General features: G+C 37.3%; 14 protein-coding genes. 13 read left to right on the top strand and 1 reads right to left on the bottom strand.

What is annotated here, in order from left to right; genetic code table 11:
- Window positions 1-520: 520 nt before the first annotated feature.
- A complete protein-coding gene (locus J2Z40_RS16435) occupies window positions 521-1432 on the bottom strand; it encodes a nuclease-related domain-containing protein (protein WP_066400076.1) in 912 nt (303 codons plus the stop codon).
- 342 nt (window positions 1433-1774) lie between these two features.
- Between J2Z40_RS16435 and J2Z40_RS16430 the strand changes: the two genes are divergently transcribed.
- The 13 genes from J2Z40_RS16430 (at window position 1775) to J2Z40_RS16370 (ending at window position 18162) form a co-directional block, all read left to right on the top strand.
- Window positions 1775-2242: a DinB family protein gene (locus J2Z40_RS16430; protein ID WP_066400077.1), complete on the top strand. Its 468-nt coding sequence runs from the start codon at window positions 1775-1777 to the stop codon at window positions 2240-2242.
- 155 nt (window positions 2243-2397) lie between these two features.
- Window positions 2398-4089: a glycoside hydrolase family 13 protein gene (locus J2Z40_RS16425; protein WP_066400085.1), complete on the top strand. Its 1692-nt coding sequence runs from the start codon at window positions 2398-2400 to the stop codon at window positions 4087-4089.
- A 1-nt stretch (window position 4090) separates the two neighbouring features.
- Complete coding sequence (locus J2Z40_RS16420) at window positions 4091-4975, top strand: ROK family protein (RefSeq protein ID WP_066400087.1); 885 nt, start codon at window positions 4091-4093, stop codon at window positions 4973-4975.
- A 222-nt stretch (window positions 4976-5197) separates the two neighbouring features.
- Window positions 5198-6496, top strand: a complete 1299-nt coding sequence (locus tag J2Z40_RS16415; RefSeq protein ID WP_066400089.1) for an ABC transporter substrate-binding protein — start codon at window positions 5198-5200, stop codon at window positions 6494-6496.
- A gap of 232 nt (window positions 6497-6728) precedes the next feature.
- Window positions 6729-7589: a carbohydrate ABC transporter permease gene (locus J2Z40_RS16410; RefSeq protein ID WP_066400092.1), complete on the top strand. Its 861-nt coding sequence runs from the start codon at window positions 6729-6731 to the stop codon at window positions 7587-7589.
- A complete protein-coding gene (locus tag J2Z40_RS16405; RefSeq protein WP_066400094.1) occupies window positions 7589-8404 on the top strand; it encodes a carbohydrate ABC transporter permease in 816 nt (271 codons plus the stop codon). Before J2Z40_RS16410 ends, J2Z40_RS16405 begins: the two co-directional genes overlap by 1 nt.
- A 24-nt stretch (window positions 8405-8428) precedes the next feature.
- On the top strand, window positions 8429-9454 hold the full coding sequence (locus J2Z40_RS16400; RefSeq protein WP_066400096.1) for a LacI family DNA-binding transcriptional regulator: 1026 nt from the start codon (window positions 8429-8431) through the stop codon (window positions 9452-9454).
- Window positions 9455-9488: 34 nt separating this feature from the next.
- Window positions 9489-11153: a glycoside hydrolase family 13 protein gene (locus J2Z40_RS16395; RefSeq protein ID WP_066400098.1), complete on the top strand. Its 1665-nt coding sequence runs from the start codon at window positions 9489-9491 to the stop codon at window positions 11151-11153.
- A 270-nt stretch (window positions 11154-11423) separates the two neighbouring features.
- Window positions 11424-13421: a methyl-accepting chemotaxis protein gene (locus tag J2Z40_RS16390; protein ID WP_066400101.1), complete on the top strand. Its 1998-nt coding sequence runs from the start codon at window positions 11424-11426 to the stop codon at window positions 13419-13421.
- A gap of 327 nt (window positions 13422-13748) precedes the next feature.
- Window positions 13749-14456, top strand: coding sequence for a response regulator transcription factor (locus J2Z40_RS16385; protein ID WP_066400103.1), 708 nt, complete (start codon window positions 13749-13751; stop codon window positions 14454-14456).
- On the top strand, window positions 14453-15454 hold the full coding sequence (locus tag J2Z40_RS16380) for an ATP-binding protein (protein ID WP_066400106.1): 1002 nt from the start codon (window positions 14453-14455) through the stop codon (window positions 15452-15454). The genes J2Z40_RS16385 and J2Z40_RS16380 overlap by 4 nt, the downstream gene beginning before the upstream one ends.
- A 94-nt stretch (window positions 15455-15548) precedes the next feature.
- Window positions 15549-16313, top strand: coding sequence for an ABC transporter ATP-binding protein (locus J2Z40_RS16375; RefSeq protein WP_066400109.1), 765 nt, complete (start codon window positions 15549-15551; stop codon window positions 16311-16313).
- Window positions 16288-18162 carry an ABC transporter permease gene (locus tag J2Z40_RS16370; protein WP_066400110.1) on the top strand — a complete coding sequence of 625 codons (1875 nt, stop codon included), beginning with the start codon at window positions 16288-16290 and terminating at the stop codon, window positions 18160-18162. Before J2Z40_RS16375 ends, J2Z40_RS16370 begins: the two co-directional genes overlap by 26 nt.
- Window positions 18163-18239 lie beyond the last annotated feature (77 nt).

The raw sequence follows: 18239 nt of genomic DNA, 5'->3' as shown, positions 1-18239 counted from the left end.
CCCCTTTTTCCTTACAAAATTCAGCCATAACCCAAAGTAAGATCAATAAGATAAAACATTGTAAATCATTTTTACACAATATTGTGGACTTGACTATGAAAGAGTCCTCAATAGAGCAGATAGAACCCCGAACGAACGAAAAAACAGGCGGAAGAGTCCTCAATAGGGTGATAGAACCCCGAATGAACGAAAAAACGAGCGAAAGAGTCCTCAATAGTGCAGATAGAACCCCGAACGAACGAAAAAACGAGCGAAAGAGTCCTCAATAGAGCAGATAGAACCCCGAACGAACGAAAAAACAGGCGGAAGAGTCCTCAATAGGGTTGATAGAACCCCGAACGAACGAAAAAACAGGCGGAAGAGTCCTCAATAGGGTTGATAGAACCCCGAACGAACGAGTCTTCAACCAGGTTAATAGAAACCCAAACAAACGAAAAAGTGAATCTACGTATCTCCAATAAATAAAATAGACATACAAGAATAGAAGAATAGCATTGGAAGTTTCCGCACTTCTTACTATTCATTCATAATAGGCCCACTGACCAAAGCCACTAATTTTGTAATTTTTATTCAAAACTTTTGATATCACTTTTTTTGCAACTATGAACTGACACCAATCAAAAATAGTGGCCACAGTAATCTTCATGTTGGGGAATAGGAGCTTTAATTCCTCCACACTTCGTAAGACCGCAGCATGTGTGTTTTCTAGATTTCCGCACTGTTCACAAATGATTTTTCTATTCAAAATGGTCATTTGGAAAGAGTGACAGACATTACAATGAATCCCTTTCTTAAGATTGTCATATTGATAGGAGGGCAAACGGGTGGAAATAGGAGATTTTTTGATATGTGCATCCAGTAATAGGTTTGCAAGTTGATCATGACGTTTAGTTAAGTTGGCAAGTTGTCTGTCTATATTTTTTAGAAAATGATTTAGTTGCGGATAAAAGATGACTTTCTCATTTTTAGGGGCTTGGTATAAGAAAAATTCAGGATGAATGAAGTGGAGATAGCCTTTAATTGGTAGTTTAAATCCATGCTTATGAAGGAAATGGGTAAGCAAGGTTTCGATTCGATTTAACTGATGTAAGGGATTGGTGATTTCTCTATTTGTCGTGCATGCATAGAAATTCTCATTCTGATAATAGTAATTGCCTTCATGGTTCTTTATTTCACACGGGATAATCAGATCTTGCGTAATAAGTAAGGAGTCAATCTGAAAAATGGAATGATTACTTTCGAGGAGCAGGTCATTCAATATAAGGATGTTACTGCTTAGACGGGTTATTACTGAGTCAAAATGGACTTCTCCTTCATATCCTTTCTTTATATTCGAATATTGCTGCTGTTCATTCGCTGTTAGATTCATTCGATTGTTTAATGATCGCAGAATGAGTAATTCCACTGGTTCCTTTCTCTCTTTTAAAAACATAATTTCCTTCCTTTCAAGTGTTCTCTTAATTATTTTAACCAAAATTATACAGTGAAAGTATGAAAAAATAATGAACATTTACTATTTAGTCTGTTTTCGTAAATGTTGAATTTAGCTCACTAATGCTCCTTTTCAGTGGGGGAATCTGCTCGATCCTCGTCATCGCTCATTCTAATGCTTAAGTTTAAGTTGTTGCAAGTATCATGTAGGAAATACTATAGCATCGTACTTTCTGCTCCGAATCAACCGACCTATTATTTGATTTAAAAACAGCTAACTTTAAGTATTAGGTGAAATTGATATACAATAGTACATGTATAATTAAAAAGGAGGCTATTAAAAATGAGTGAACTATTATTGAAAAATATGGAGTTGACGAGGGGTTTCTTTTTAAAGAATATCGCTGCATTAAATGAGGAAATAGCTGATGTACAGCCAGCAGGTTTTAATAATACGATTCGTTGGCATATTGGACATGTGTTAACAACAGCAGAGCAATTTATGTTTGGGTATCCAAAACAATCTACTGCACTTCCTTCTAATTATATGGAGCTATTTGCTACAGGAACGAAGCCTTCAGACTGGCAAGGAGATGTTCCATCGGTTTCAGAACTAACAGAACAGCTGCAAGGTCAATTAAAACGGATGAAGGAAATTCCAGTTGAAAGCTTTAAAGAAAAGTTAGAAAAACCATTTTTAGGCCAGGAAACATTCGGTGAGCTAAGCAATTTTTCATTATTCCACGAATCGATTCATTTAGGCCAGCTTCAAGCAATGAATCGTATAATCGAATTTTCTAAAAGCAAATAAATAATACGTAGTGAGAGCAGTGGGTTGCTCTCACTTTATTCTTTTCGAAAGGTTTCTAAGTTTTATTCTCATCTATTCTAATGTGCAAACGCTTGCATAATCATTGTTTAAATATTAAAATAACTCTATTACATGTTAATAGGCGGTGGCAAACAATGGATCCAATAGCAGAACCATGGTGGAAGCGAAGTGTTATTTATCAAATTTATCCGCGTAGCTTTATGGACTCAAATGGAGATGGAATCGGAGACTTACAGGGAATTCTTTCTAAATTGGATTATTTGGTGCACCTAGGCGTAGAGGTGATTTGGCTAAGTCCAATCTATGACTCGCCTAATGATGATAATGGCTATGATATTCGAAATTATCAAGCGATCATGCAGGAATTTGGAACGATGAATGATTTTGAAACACTCATAGCAGAAGGGAAAAAAAGAGGGATTAAAATTGTCATGGATCTCGTTATTAATCATACTTCTGATGAACATCCATGGTTTGTTGAATCACGATCCGCTAAAACATCGAACTATCGGGATTATTATATTTGGCGTGAAGGAAATAAGGAACAGCCACCAAATAATTGGGGCTCTATTTTCTCTGGGTCTGCATGGGAAAAAGATGAGAAAACAAATTCATATTACCTACACTTATTTTCAAAAAAACAGCCAGATTTAAATTGGGAACATGTACCTTTGAGAAATGATCTATACGATATGATGAAGTTTTGGCTGGATAAAGGAATCAGTGGCTTTCGTATGGATGTAATAAATTTCATTTCAAAAGATTTGAATTTTAGAGATGGTATCGTTCACCCTAATCAACTATATGGAGATGGGAGCCCCTATTATATGAATGGCCCAAAGGTCCATACTTATCTCCGTGAAATGAATGAAAAGGTACTGCGTCATTATGATGCATTGACAGTAGGGGAAATGCCTGGAGCTGGACCAGAGGATGCAAAAATCTATACAAATCCGAAAAATCAAGAAGTGGATATGATCTTTACTTTTGAGCATATGAATTTAGATAGTGGCCCCTTCGAAAAGTGGGATGTAAAGCCTTTAAATTTGGTAGAATTAAAGAGAAACTTTGAGAAGTGGCAGCAAGCACTCCATCAAACGGGATGGAATAGCCTTTATTGGAATAATCATGATCAGCCACGAATCGTTTCACGTTTTGGTGATAGTGAATTATATCGAGTAGAATCAGCTAAAATGCTAGCAATTTGTCTGCATATGCTTCAAGGCACCCCCTATATTTATCAAGGGGAGGAGTTTGGAATGACCAATGTCAAGTTTGATTCAATAGAGAATTACCGCGATATTGAGACAATTAATATGTATAAAGAAAAGCGTCAGCAAGGTATTCATCATGATGAAATTATGGCGTGCATTTATGCAAAAGGTCGGGATAATGCTCGAACGCCAATGCAATGGACAAAAGCTGGTGGATTTACGGAAGGAATTCCTTGGATTCAAATGAATCCGAATTATTTAGAAGTAAATGCTGAGCAAGCACTTGCAGATTCCTCATCCATTTTTTATACGTACCAAAAATTGATTCGATTAAGAAAAGAGCATGACATACTCACATATGGCAGCTTTCACTTATTATTGCCTGATCATCCATATCTTTTTGTCTATAAAAGGCGAACGGAGGAAGCGGAATGGTTAGTTGTAACAAATTTTTCTAAGCGAACAGAACAGATAGAATGGAATCTCTTGGAGGCTCCATATCAGGAAGGAAAATTGATTATCTCAAACTATGAAAGACCGAAAACGGACGAGGGCGTAATAAAGGTGCGACCGTATGAGGCATTTGTGTTTGCATTTGAGAGGAGGAAGTAGGTTGAAGCAAATTCTAGGTGTGGATATTGGAGGAACAAAAATACGCTTTGGAGTGGTTAATGAAAATGGGAAGGTCGTAAAGGATCTAACAGTCCCTACAAAGTTGCCGTTATATCCTTATTTAGAAGAACAGATACTCGAACTGAAAAGAGTTTACCCGAATCTGACAGGTATTGGCATTGGCACAAGGGGAATGGTCGATGCTGAAACAGGGGTTATTACCTTTGAAAAGGAATTAGAAGGTTGGCAGGGAACTTCTGTAAAAGCGCAATTACAAGCAGCGACAGGTCTCCAAGTGGAAATAAATAATGATGCAAACTGTGCTGCTCTTGCAGAAGCAAGATTAGGGGAAGCAAAGAACTTTCGAAGAGTGATCTGTTTGACCGTTGGAACTGGACTAGGTGGGGGAATTATTTTTGACGGACAAATCGTGAATGGCACTCATGGGGGTGCTGGAGAAGTAGGACATTTGATCCTGTATCCGCATGGCCAGCTTTGTAGTTGTGGGAGAAAGGGATGCAGTGAACAATATGTATCAGGTTCAGCACTAAGAAGGATTATTAAGGAAAATAATCTTCTTGATTCAGAAACAGGTGAATGGATTCTACCTCATCAATTATTTAAAATGGCTGCTAATGGTCATATTGTTGCAAAGGCTATTCAAGAACAATTTCTTTCTGATTTTGCCATTATCATTTCAAATTTACAAGCAATATTGGATATGGACTGTGTTGTTATTGGAGGCGGGGTTTCGGAATCAGCAGAAGATTGGTGGGAGCTGTTTTTAGAAAAGATAGAACCACTTAAATTAAAACCTCTTGAAGTGAAGCGAGCTAGTTTTGGAAATGAAGCCGGGATGCTCGGGGCAGCTATGCTCTTAATTTAATAAAATCGAGAAGGTGTATTGCCTATGAATCTTTCATTTGTAGCAAGCAAATATTTTTCTGGATAATAAACAGAATTTTAAATAAATTAGTTGTTATCGCCTAGAAGATGTGGTAGGATAAATTCAGATTATAATTGTGCAAACGCTTTCACAAGCTTTGCCGTTCTTTTTAGTCATTTGTGCAAACGTTTTCGCAAAATAATAAAAGGTGGGGGAGAGAAAATGAAAAGTAAATGGCGTGCAGGATTATTCGCGGTTTCTTTAGGATTAGCTGGCATTTTAACAGGGTGTAGCTCAGATGAATGGAGTACATCAGAATCAAAGCCAAAAGGTGAACAGGTATCCCTAGATATTTTTCAATTTAAGGTAGAGTTTAAAGATCAGTTTGAAGAGGTTGCAAAGGCATATGAAAAAGAGCATGAAAATGTAAAGATAAATATTACAACTGTTGGCGGTGGCGAAGATTACGGTGCAGCCCTCCGTTCTAAATTTGCTTCAGGAAATGAACCAGCAATCTATAATATTGGTGGACCGCAGGATGTAGAAGATTGGAAAGATAAATTAGCTGATCTATCTGATACTGCAGCAGCTGATGTGGCATTAGAGGGAACACTTGATGGAGTTACAGTCGATGGTGAAGTATTAGGCCTTCCATACAATCAGGAAGGATATGGTTTCATCTATAACAAAAATGTATTTGCAGAAGCTGGGATTGATCCAGCATCGATTGTAGACTATGCATCATTAGAAACGGCGGTAAAAGAGTTAGACAGTAAAAAAGGTGAATTAGGGCTTGAGGCTGTCTTTGCATTACCAGGAAAGGAAAAATGGGTAACAGGCTTGCATTTATCAAATACATTCCTAGCTCCTGAATTTGATAATAATGTCTTAAAGGCTTTTAGTGCAAAAGAAGTTGAGTTCCAATATGGAGAGGCATTCAAAAAAATACTCGATCTTCAAAATGACTATTCTGTTCAACCTACAGTAAGTCTTGATTATTCACAGCAAGTTGAAGAGCTGTTCTCTTTACAAAAGGTTGCGATCATTCAACAAGGTAACTGGGTCTATGGCTCAATTGCTAGTATTGATGAAGAATTTGCGCAAAATGGCATTGGCATTTTGCCTATTCCTGTAGAAGGGTATGAAGGGGACCGTATTCCAGTAGGAATTCCGATGTATTGGGGTGTAAATAGCAATGCTGATGAAGCCGTTGTCAAAGAAGCGAAAGAATTCCTAGATTGGTTATACACTTCGGAGACTGGCAAAGAAACAGTCGTAAGTGATTTTAATTTTATTCCGGCATATGAAGGATATGATTCTACGAAAATAGCTGATCCGCTCTCTAAGGATGTATATGAGTATTCAGAAAAAGGGAAAACAATTGGCTGGACATTTATGGGCTATCCAACAGGATGGGGAGAAAATGAATTAGGTGTTGAGATTCAAAGGTATTTAAGTGATGAAGCGAGTTGGGATGATGTAATCAATACAACGAAAAAGGTTTGGGGGTCTTCACGTTAATCGTCGTACATGTGAAAATTTAAAACAAAGTAGCCCTTGTGCTACTTTGTTTTATGAAAAGGCTCTTTTCTAAAAGTGCGTGCATTGAATCATTTGATTAAATAAATATGGTTGGCCAGCAAGCTAGTATGCCTGTTTTTTACCTAATCATGTTTGATTCTATACGTAATGGGAAAAGTGGCGGTTTGTTAATCTGGAATCAATGTCTTTCGCGATAGAAAGAGGTGACTAAATGCGAAAACAAGATCTTACTTATTGGCTTTTTCTAATGCCTGTATTAGCAGCATTAGTATTAGTAGTAATCGCACCTTTGCTTCTTGGTGTTTATTATTCCTTCACAGATTGGAATGGAATTCAGACGAAAGGCTTTGTTGGGTTTGATCATTATAAAGCACTATTTCAAGATAAAAGATTTCTAGATTCTCTTTGGTTCACGATCAAGTTTTCCATAGTGTCTATTATTCTAATTAATCTTATTGGGCTGTCACTTGCATTACTCGTAACAGCTAAATTAAAAACAAATAAAGCATTACGGACAATCTTCTTCATGCCGAACTTAATTGGTGGACTTATCCTTGGGTTTATCTGGCAATTTATTTTCACGAAAGCATTTGCAGGATTTGGCTCACTTGTAGGAATAGAAAGCTTAAAGGGCTGGCTATCGACACCGAATACAGGTTTTTGGGGACTTGTTATTCTTATGAGCTGGCAAATGTCTGGATATATCATGGTTATTTATATTGCCTATCTTGAAGGCGTATCGAGTGAATTAATTGAAGCAGCTGAAATCGATGGTGCAAATGCATTTCAGCGGTTTCGTCATATTGTCTTTCCGCTCGTTGCACCCGCATTTACAGTAAGTATGTTTTTAACATTATCAAATACATTTAAGCTATATGATCAAAACCTATCATTAACAGGTGGAGGTCCTTATAACTCTACACAAATGGTCGCAATGGAAATTTTTAATACTGCTTTTGGCCGCTATGAAATGGCCTATGGACAAGCGAAGGCTGTAATCTTCTTCATCATTGTAGCGGTTATTGCTTTGCTTCAAGTGTATCTGTCTAAGAAACGTGAGGTGGAAATGTGATGCGAAAGCCGTATTTAATTCCACTTGAGGTCCTTGGGATCTTTTTGGCTCTACTTTGGTTAGCGCCGTTCTATTTAATGATTGTCAACTCATTGAAAACAAAGCGTGAAATATTTGAGGACACATTAAGTCCGCCGAGCAAGGTGACTTTTGATAACTATGTACAGGCGTTTATGGAATTAGATTTTTTAAAGACGTTTGCAAATTCGGTATTTATTACAGTCGTTAGTGTTGTAATAATCATTCTTTTTTCATCAATGGCAGCTTATGCCCTATCAAGGGTGAAAAGTAAATTTAGCACCTTTATTTTTTTCGTTTTTGTTGCTGCGATGCTGATCCCCTTTCAATCGGTTATGATTCCGTTAATCACGATTTTTGGAAAGTTTGATATGTTAAATCGTGGTGGTTTAATTTTTATGTATTTAGGGTTTGGGGCAAGTCTATCGATCTTTTTATACCATGGCGCACTGAACTCGATTCCGAAAACGTTGGATGAGGCAGCTATTATCGATGGAGCGAATAAATTTCAGGTGTTTTGGTATATTATCTTTCCGATGCTAAAACCAATTACAGTAACAGTAGCTATTCTAAATACGATCTGGATTTGGAATGATTACTTGCTTCCGTCGCTTGTGATTAATCAGCAGGGAATGGAAACAATTCCGTTAAAGATGTTCTTTTTCTTTGGAGAATATACGAAACAATGGCATCTAGCATTGGCCGGTTTAACATTAGCCATCATCCCAGTGATTGTTCTGTATTTCTTTGCACAAAGAGAGATAATAAAAGGTGTATCAGATGGAGCAGTAAAGTAAAATGGGGAAAAGGGGGGGATTCCAATGACTGTTACGATAATTGATGTTGCAAAGGAAGCAAATGTTTCCCCGTCAACTGTTTCCCGTGTAATTGCTGATAGTCCAAGAATTAGTGAACAAACAAAGCGTAAAGTTAGGGAAGTGATGGCGCGCTTAGACTATCATCCAAATTTCCAAGCAAGAAACTTGGCGGCGAAAAGCACGAAAACAATTGGTGTGATTATGGCGCATTCTACTTCACTTGCCTTCCAAAATCCCTTTTTTCCAGAAGTCATTCGCGGTATTTGTACGAGTGCTCATGCTAGGCAATATGGGATCTATTTATCTACTGGCGGGACGGAGGAAGAAATTTATCAAGAAGTAATGGCAATGGTGCAAGGAAGAAAGGTAGATGGAATCATTCTTCTATATTCCCGTGTAAATGATCGAACAATGAATTATTTAAAGGAATCGGGATTTCCATTTACGATGGTAGGTCGCCCCTATCACTCGGAAAATGAAATCACATACATTGATAATGATAATAAAAAGATTGCCAATGATTTGGTCAATTATCTCTATAAATTGGGACATAAGCAGATTGCCTTTATTGGTGGGAATCTTGATTATGTCGTTTCATCTGATCGTTTAGATGGGTATCAAAAAGCAATAAGTGAAGCGGGTTTTCCTTATTCAGATGCGTATTTTATTCATGATCATGTATTTAAAACAAAGGGCAAGAGCGGAATCCATGAGTTGATGAAGCAAAACACCCGACCGACTGCCATTGTCGCCCATGATGACCTAGTTGCATATGAGGTGATTCGTTATTTAGAGGAGCTATCCATTCGAGTACCTGAGGATGTTTCGATCGTAAGCTTCAATAATCATGCTTTATCTGCTTATGTAAAGCCTCCTTTAACAACTGTTGATATTTCAATATTTGAGCTGGGCTTGGAAGCGACGAACTATCTATTAGAACAAATGCTTGATCCTGAGGTTGAGGTTAAGCATCACTATGTACCAACGACTCTAATTGAAAGAGAATCATGCAGAAGGCTTATAGAATAAGACAAATAGAGTAGACAGATAAATGAGGGATATCATGAAGAAAATATGGTGGAAAGAATCAGTTGTTTATCAAGTGTACCCCCGAAGCTTTCAAGATTCAAATAATGATGGAATTGGAGACTTGCAGGGACTAATTTCACGATTAGACTACCTCCAAGATTTAGGGATCGATGTCATTTGGATCTGTCCAGTTTATCAATCACCTAATGATGATAATGGCTATGATATTAGTGATTATCAAGAAATTATGGCGGATTTTGGTACAATGGCGGATTTTGACCAGCTTCTTGATGAGGTACACGGGCGCGGCATGAAGATGATCATTGATTTAGTCATCAATCATACGAGTGATGAGCATCCTTGGTTCATTGAATCAAGAGCTTCAAAGACATCTGAGAAACGGGATTGGTATATTTGGAGAGATGGCGAAAATGGAAAAGAACCAAATAACTGGGGAAGTATTTTCAATGGATCAGCATGGGAGCTTGATCAGGAAACGGAGCAATACTATTTACACTTATTTTCCAAAAAACAGCCTGATTTAAATTGGGAGAACGAAGATGTAAGAAAGGCATTATTTACAATGATCAAGTGGTGGCTTGATAAAGGAGTTAATGGATTCCGAGTGGATGCGATCAGTCATATAAAAAAGGACAAAGCATTTACGGACATGCCAAATCCAGATCATCTTCCTTATGTTCCTGCATGGGAGAAGTATATGAATGTTCCTGGCATTATGGCCTTTCTTGAGGAATTAAAGCAAGAAACCTTTGCGAAATATGACATTATGACGGTTGGAGAAGCCAATGGTGTTGGCATTGAAGATATTCATGAATGGGTTGATTGGACAGAAGGGAAATTTAATTTAATTTTTCAATTTGAGCATTTAAGCCTATGGGATGCGGAAGTGAAGAAAAAACTCGATATTCTAGAGCTTAAACAAGTGTTAACAAAGTGGCAGAAGGCTCTAGAAGGAATCGGATGGAATGCTTTATTTATCGAAAATCATGATAAGGCACGCTCTGTTTCTACTTGGGGAAATGATGGAGAACTCTGGCGGGAAAGTGCAACATCATTAGCAATGATGTACTTCTTTATGCAAGGGACCCCGTTTATTTACCAAGGACAGGAATTAGGAATGACGAATGTGACGTTTTCATCGATAGAAGATTATAATGACGTCGCAACTAGAAATTTGTATAATCATCGAGTACAGCAAGGTGAATCTCCGGAACATGTAATGGCTATTATTAGCCAAACAAGCAGGGATAACTCTAGAACACCGATGCAATGGTCAGCAGAAGAAAATGCTGGGTTTACAAAAGGTAAACCATGGCTTGGGGTGAACCCGAATTATACGGAGATTAATGTGGAGGCACAGAAAAAGGATCCACAATCTGTATTCAACTTTTATAAAAAAATGGTTCAATTACGTAAATCGAACGAGGTTTTTGTTTATGGAGCATATGATTTAGTGTTGGAAGAACACCCTGCACTCTATGCGTATACTCGTACATTGGGGCAGGAGCGAGTGATTGTTTTGTGTAACTTAGCGGAAAAGTCTGTGATAGTGGATCAGGTAGATGGGATTAATTATAAAAGTATTAATTTATTGCTGGCTAATCATGAAGTGGAAGATCATATGGAAACAGCAACAATCAAGCTTGCTCCATATGAGGCAAGGCTATATAAAGTGTAAGCAATTAATCATTGTGAAAGATGTCCAATATATTGGGCATCTTTTTTTATGGTCAGGAAATTATAAAATCGCAGGCTGTAGCCTTCCTTTATTAAAAGGAAGAGTTCTTCCAGTTTAGATATCCCTTTGTCTATGGATCTATTTGTATAGCTTGGAAAATATTGTAGATTGAAGAGCTGATTTATCCATGATTAAATGAATAAGCACTAAAGTATTGGAAGAAAAGTTCCAGTTAATGAACTTCTTTATATAGTACAATGGGGGGAAAGTATGTTTAATAAGTTAAAATGGAAATTGGTACTAACCTTTGTGATTCTTCTCGCAATCATCTTATTCTCAACACAACTTGTTTCAAATATTATCATAAAAAAGGATGTAGTAGAATCGGCATTGGAGCAAGGGAAACAAACAACCGAGAATTTAGAAAACGATGTAGTCACAGGGTTAAGAAATTTCACAGATACATTAAAAATCTATAGTCAAAATGAACACCTAATCCATATTGTTCTTAAGGATGATCCAGTGAGGTGGGAAGCATTTAATCGCGAATTTGAAAATTATTTAGCTAATACACCTGAAGTGACTTCTATTTATTTTGGGACAAAGGATAAGCGAATTTACTCCACTCCAATGCCTGATTTGGGGAAGGATTATGACCCTACAGAAACGTCTTGGTATAAGTTGGCTCTTGAGGATCCAAGTAAAGTATTGTGGACTGAACCGTATAAAAATGATGAAGATGGAGAATTTGTTATCACTGCTGTAAAGGCGTTTCAAGCTGAAGACTCAGGTGAAATAATAGGTGTTATAGCTTTAAACTTTAATCTCTCCGTTATAGAAAATATTGTTAATCAGAGTGGAGTAGGGAATGAAGGGTATGCATTTCTATTTGACAAAACAGGCTTTGCCCTTGCACATCCTACCTTAAAAGGAGAATACGTAAAGGATATTGATGTTGTTAAAAAGGTATATGAACAAGAGGCAATCTCACAATTTATTTCTTATAAACAAGATGGAGTAGATAGAAAACTTTACTATACAACACTGGATGAATTGGGCTGGAAGCTTGGCGTTGCATATGAAGAAAGGAATTTGTATGCAATGGCGGCAAATGTACGTAATATTAGCTTAATACTTGGGTTAATTGGTGTAGCAGTTGCTTGTGCTATCATCATCTTTGTGTCTGCAAAAATTGCTAAGCCAATTATAATGTTGCATGAAAAAGCAGAAGAGGTAGCAAATGGAAATCTAAGCATTAATATTCAGTCAAAAGGCAGAGATGAAATTGGTATGCTCACAAGAAGTTTTAATCAAATGATTGAACAGCTTAGGTCTATGGTTTCTTCTATTAAACTTTCTGCGACTGAAACTTCCTCCTCTGTTGATAGTTTAAGTGCTGTTACGGAGGAAACGATTGCCTCAAGCAGTGAAGTTAAAAAGGCGATTGAAGATATTGCAAAAGGCACCGAGCAGCAGGCAGAAGATGCAGAACACACAAAAGCACTAACGGTTTCCTTTGCAAGCCAGCTTCTTAATGTGAATGGAAAAATGGAAACAATGAATCAAAAGTCAGTAGCCGCTGAAAAATTAGTGGATCAGGGCACTGAAGCAATCGAACAATTATCCGTTCTTTCACAGCAGTCTCAATATGAATTATTGACAGTGGAAGAAGTAATCGATAATCTATTAACTCAATTAAGAAATATCGAAGAGATCATTGGTACCATTACCGATATTTCTGATCAAACGAATTTATTGGCATTAAATGCAAGTATTGAAGCAGCCCGTGCAGGAGAAAGTGGGAAAGGCTTTGCTGTTGTTGCTGATGAAGTGCGTAAGCTTGCTGAGCAAACAGCAAAGGCTACAACAAGAGTCCAATCTACATTAATTGAGGTGGAAGAAGGCTCAAACAAAGTCATTCAATCAATGAAGCAATCGAAAAAAAGCAAAGAGCTAGAGAATGAAGCAGTTGAGTCTACTAAAACGATTTTTGAGAATATCAATGAAAATATTCGCATGTTAATGACCTCTGTTCATGAAGCTGCCAACGAAGTAAATGCAATGAATGAAAATAAAGATCAAGTTGTAGGGGCGATTTCTAATATATCTGCAGTAACTGAGCAAGCGGCAGCATCGATTCAAGAAATGAATGCTTCCATTGAAGAGCAAGTAACAGCGATTCGGACGATCGGATCTTCATCTCTTCAATTAAGTGATATGGCAAATGATTTAAGTGAAACGGTGAAACGTTTTAAAATAGAGGAATAGTTAATTGTATAGAAGGGACAATGGAGCATATGATTCATTTGAATCATATGCTCCATTTTTTTGTTGATGATACATTGTTAAAAGTTTATTAAGATAGTAAGTGTAGTCTATGCAAAAGCTGATTATATGGAGTGTTATTTTTAAAAGGAATTTTATTAATAAGGCTCTTTTCTAAAAAATTGTTGTTTTTAAAACAATTGTTAGAATGAATGGTTTACCAAATAGGTCTCTAGAAAGCAAACAGTGGGTTATTGCTCTATATGTGTTAGTAGGATTACATATGTATTCACTGTGACATAATAGTTTTGAAAGAAGGAGAAAAGGAATATGCAGAAAATGATGATCGTAGAGGATGACCCGAAAATCGCAGAGCATTTACAGTCATATATTGAAAAATATGGCTATCATGTCTTTAAGGTAACAGATTTTGATCATGTAATAGATCATTTTAATGAATACGCACCAGATCTAGTTTTGCTAGATATTAACCTCCCAAGCTATGATGGCTATTATTGGTGCAGACAAATTCGAAAGGCCTCCATTTGTCCAGTGATCTTTATCTCAGCTAGAACAGGAGAGATGGATCAGGTAATGGCTTTGGAAAATGGTGGAGATGATTTTATTACAAAACCCTTTCATCCGGAAATTGTGATGGCTAAGATTCGTAGTCAACTTCGCCGTGCGTATGGGGAATATGCAGTGCAGGCGCAAGAACGGGTATTAGAGAAAGAGGGACTAAAGCTTTTTCCGGAAAGAATGGAATTATCCTTTAACAAAAAGCTTGTTTCATTATCGAAAAAAGAAACAGATATTATTGAAAGTCTAATGGAGCGCTATCCACGTGTTGCTGGGCGGGAAGATTTACTAGAAAAACTATGGGATGATCATGTATACGTTGATGAAAATACACTGAATGTCAATATCACAAGGGTCAGGAAAAAGTTCCAGGAACTTGGAATTAAAGATGCGGTTGAGACAGTGAGAGGCGCTGGGTATCGTCTAATTGTTTCGTGGACTGGAGCGGAGGAGAGGTGAAGTTATTTCTTAAAGAGCATGCCTTATTAATTGCTGTACAAATACTGCAATTTGTTATTTTCAGCTCAATTTATTGGCTAGACGGCTACCATGATATGAGTCCAGCCATTTATGGGGTTTTCCTTGTTCTTTTTTTTCTAGGGTGTTACCTTTTCTACCATTATTACAGTCGTCGCAAGTTTTATAGGCGTCTTAGTAATCCATTAGAGACTTTGGATGATTCGTTCCAAAAAACGGAGCAAACCCCTATATCAGAAGCATTAGATCAATTATTGAAAGATCAATATCGGCAGTTTCAGAAACAAATAAAAAAACTAGAACATAACCAGGCGGAGCATTTAAAGTTCATGGATCAATGGGTGCATCAAATGAAAACACCGCTATCGGTTATTGAACTCACCGCACAAAACCTGGATGAACCTGATTCCTCGAATATACGTGAAGAAACAGAGCGGATGAAAACAGGATTAAATACGATTCTTTATATGGCAAGACTGCGAACGATCGAACAGGATTTCCACATTAAACCAGTTGTTTTAGCGAAAGTGATAAATGAAGTCAATCGGGAAAACAAACGTTTTTACATAAGAAATCAAGTATATCCAAAGCTGGAAGTAGAAAAAGAAGGCATCACAGTAGAAACAGATGAAAAATGGCTTTTTTTCATGCTCACACAGCTTGTGAATAATGCGGTGAAATATTCAGCAGGAAAAAGCAGCAGCATCGATATTTCCATTTATGAAAAGGGAAAGGAAGCCATTCTGGAAGTGAGAGATTTTGGTGTCGGTATCCCAGATACAGATATAAAGCGTATTTTTGATCCCTTTTTTACTGGAGAAAATGGTCGGAAATTTAGGGAATCGACAGGAATGGGCCTCTATTTAATAAAGGAGGTTCTTGTCCATCTTGAGCATCGAATCGAACTAGATTCGAAAGTAGGTACAGGGAGCACCTTTCGAATCATTTTCACGGAAACGCAAAACCTTACAGCGATGTAAGAAAAGTGAAAGAAGAATCGATCGTTTATGATAGGCATTCAGCGTTATACTAATCACAGATCAAATGAAGTTACGTTTGAAAGGAGATCAAGGAATGCTGAATATGAGAAAAGTAAGTAAGATTTATGAAGGCAAAATCGCATACCGTGCGTTAACAGATATCGATTTAACGATTGAAACAGGTGAATTTGTCGGAATTATGGGTCCGTCTGGAAGCGGGAAAACAACCTTGCTTAATATGATTGCAACAATTGACGAACCAACAGCTGGTGAAATTTTAATCAACGGCAAGAACCCTCATCGCTTAAAAAAGGATGATTTAGCGAAGTTTCGCCGAAGAGAGCTAGGGTTCGTCTTTCAAGAATTTAATTTACTCCACACGCTTACAGTAGAGGAAAATATTGTTCTACCATTAACCTTAGATGGGAAAAAGGTAAAGGAAATGAAAGAGAAGGCAAATGAAATTGCTGAAAAGCTTGGAATTGCTAGTATTATGAAAAAGCGCACGTACGAAATTTCGGGTGGGCAGGCGCAAAGAGCGGCTGTTGCAAGAGCGATGATTCATACGCCAAAGCTATTGTTGGCTGACGAACCAACTGGAAACCTTGATTCCAAATCATCAAAAGATGTGATGGAAATGCTCGAATCGATTAATCGAAAAGAGCAAACAACAATGATGCTTGTTACTCATGATCCGCAAGCAGCAAGCTACTGCAATCGAGTCGTCTTTATTCGTGATGGAAAATTCTATTCAGAAATTCATTGTGGCGATAATCGACAAGCTTTCTTCCAAAAGATTATCGATACACTTTCTTTATTGGGAGGGGATGCACATGACCTTTCGCCAATTCGCGTTTAATAATGTCACACGGAATAAAAGATTATATGCCGCTTACTTCCTAAGCAGCTTGTTTACAGTGATGGTCTTTTTTACATTTTCAATCTTTGCTTTTCATCCTGAGTTGAGCGGAGATGAGATGAATAATAGCGTGACACAGGGAATGAACATTTCTTCAGGAATTATTTATGTGTTTTCGTTTTTCTTCATTTTATATTCAATGAGCTCCTTTTTACAGTCTCGTAAAAAAGAGTTTGGCTTATTGATGATGCAAGGAATGTCAATGAAGCAAATTCGTACAATGGTGTTTCTAGAAAATATGCTGATTGGCTTTTTTGCAACGGTGAGCGGCATTGTGCTTGGACTGGTATTTGCAAAGGGTATATTGCTAGTAGCCGAAAATGTGTTAATTATCGGAGAAGAATTAAATTTTTATTTGCCTATTCAGGCAATCCTGTTAACTTTTGGTTCGTTTATTGTGCTCTTTTTCTTTATTTCATTGTTTGTTTCTTATGTGCTCCGTACGAAGAAGTTGAATGATTTAATTAAAGGAAATAAGAAATCAAAAGGAGAGCCTAAAGCGAATCTTCTATTAACAATTATTGCAATTTTGCTGCTTGGTGCAGGCTATGTTGTTGCATTAGTAGCAGAAGGGATGGCAGTAATAGCTGTGATGCTTCCAGTCATTCTCGTCGTTACGATTGGCACGTATTTGCTATTTACGCAATTAAGTGTTTACTTGATCCGCATGTTAAAGAAGAAGGAAACTGTTTTCTGGCGCAAAACAAATATGCTGCTATTTTCCGATCTTGCTTTTCGTATGAAGGATAATGCAAGGACGTTTTTCTTAGTAGCGATGGTGTCAACGGTAGCCTTTAGTGCAATTGGAACTTTATTTGGCTTCCAGGTATTTTTAACAGAGGGAACCAAGATTGCAAATCCTAATACATTTACCTATAAGTCATATACGGATGATCAAGATACATTAGAGCAAGATCTTACTATGATAGATGAAGTATTACACGAAAAAGAAATCATGACTGACACAGAACAGATGTTGCTTAGCTATCATGAAATTGCTGACGATAATATTTTAATCGCAAAGGTATCTGACTTTAACCGTTTTGCCCGTTTGATTGGGGAAAAGGAAATGGTGATTCAAGAGGGTCAAGCGGTTGTTGTTGAGTATGAAGGTGTTGCCTTTGGACAGACAAAGGAATTAATAAATGTGCCAATTGAGCTAAAAACAGGTGAAACATTGAAAACGGAGAAGATTGTTAATTCAAGAGCACTGCCTGCAACCGATTCGTATTATATTGTATCAGACAAGGATTACTCTGCACTTCCTACTCCAAAATTTGAAGCGGACTTTTATGCATGGCAAGCAACAGATGGAGAGGAGCATGTTTTAGAAGCTTCCGAACAGCTATATGATGAAGTCCCTGTTTATAAATTCACCTCAGGTGAGTATCAGGTCTATCAAATTAGTAAATCCTATGGTCCAGTTTTATTTGTCGGGCTATTTATCGGCATTGTCTTTTTCGTCTCAGCTGGTAGCTTTCTATATTTCCGTCTGTATACGGATTTAGATGAAGACAAGCAAAAGTTTAAATCGATTGCGAAAATGGGTCTGACAGTAAAAGAATTAAAAAAGGTATTAAACCGACAAACGGCGATCCTTTTCTTTGCACCAATTATTGTCGCACTAATCCATGGAGCGGTGGCGTTGACTGCATTGGCGAATATGTTTGATTATAATTTGCTAAAAGTATCGGTCATTGTGCTTAGTGTATTCTTACTAATACAAATCATTTACTTTTTCATCGTTCGCTTCTTTTATACGAAACAAATTAAAGCTGCGATTGAGTAAATGCATAAAAAGCTTGGAGTATCTTCCAAGCTTTTTTCTGTGGGGAGAAGAATGTTTCTACACATATGGATTATTTT

It is taken from the genome of Cytobacillus eiseniae (genome assembly GCF_017874625.1).
Classification (GTDB): domain Bacteria; phylum Bacillota; class Bacilli; order Bacillales; family Cytobacillaceae; genus Cytobacillus; species Cytobacillus eiseniae.
This window is presented reverse-complemented; position numbering and strand designations above follow the sequence as displayed.